We start from the raw sequence: 473 nt of genomic DNA on the forward strand, positions 1-473 counted from the left end.
ATCACCCCAACCTACACCACATACAACAACATAAAGATATTGCTGCACCCAAGGAATATTTATTAAATCCAGTGTTTGAAGCAGATATGAAATATAACATGAAATATAGTAATCCTTGGTGATAATACTAGATATCCTAAGACATTGTGACAAAATCAGCATATTAATAATGCATTATCAAGACCAGAAAGCATAAATGAAAATCAGTCTGAGCTCAGGTGGAGGGAGTTCAAGATTTCTATGTTATGTGACACGACGATTACTTCACGATGCAAATCTTGATAACGGATGCAGATCCAATACGATGAAGTGCCACGACAGCATCACCAGGTTGGCATAGCCCTCTCGTTACGGCTGATTTCAGGGCAGCTTCAAGGATTACCTCAGTTGATTCAGAATCAGTGGCCTTTGCAGAACCTTCACCAAGAATTGGAATCAAGCCCCTATATACCAAACTGTGTCTAGCTGGGGTC

1 protein-coding gene is annotated in these 473 nt (G+C 40.2%); it reads right to left on the bottom strand.

Going from position 1 to position 473, the window contains the following annotated elements; all coding sequences use genetic code 11:
- Positions 1-259 precede the first annotated feature (259 nt).
- Positions 260-473 (bottom strand): pyruvate kinase alpha/beta domain-containing protein (locus LDN30_RS16665; RefSeq protein WP_223930255.1); only part of this gene is annotated, 214 nt, incomplete at its 5' end.

The organism is Prevotella lacticifex, assembly GCF_019973375.1.
In the GTDB taxonomy this organism is placed as follows: domain Bacteria; phylum Bacteroidota; class Bacteroidia; order Bacteroidales; family Bacteroidaceae; genus Prevotella; species Prevotella lacticifex.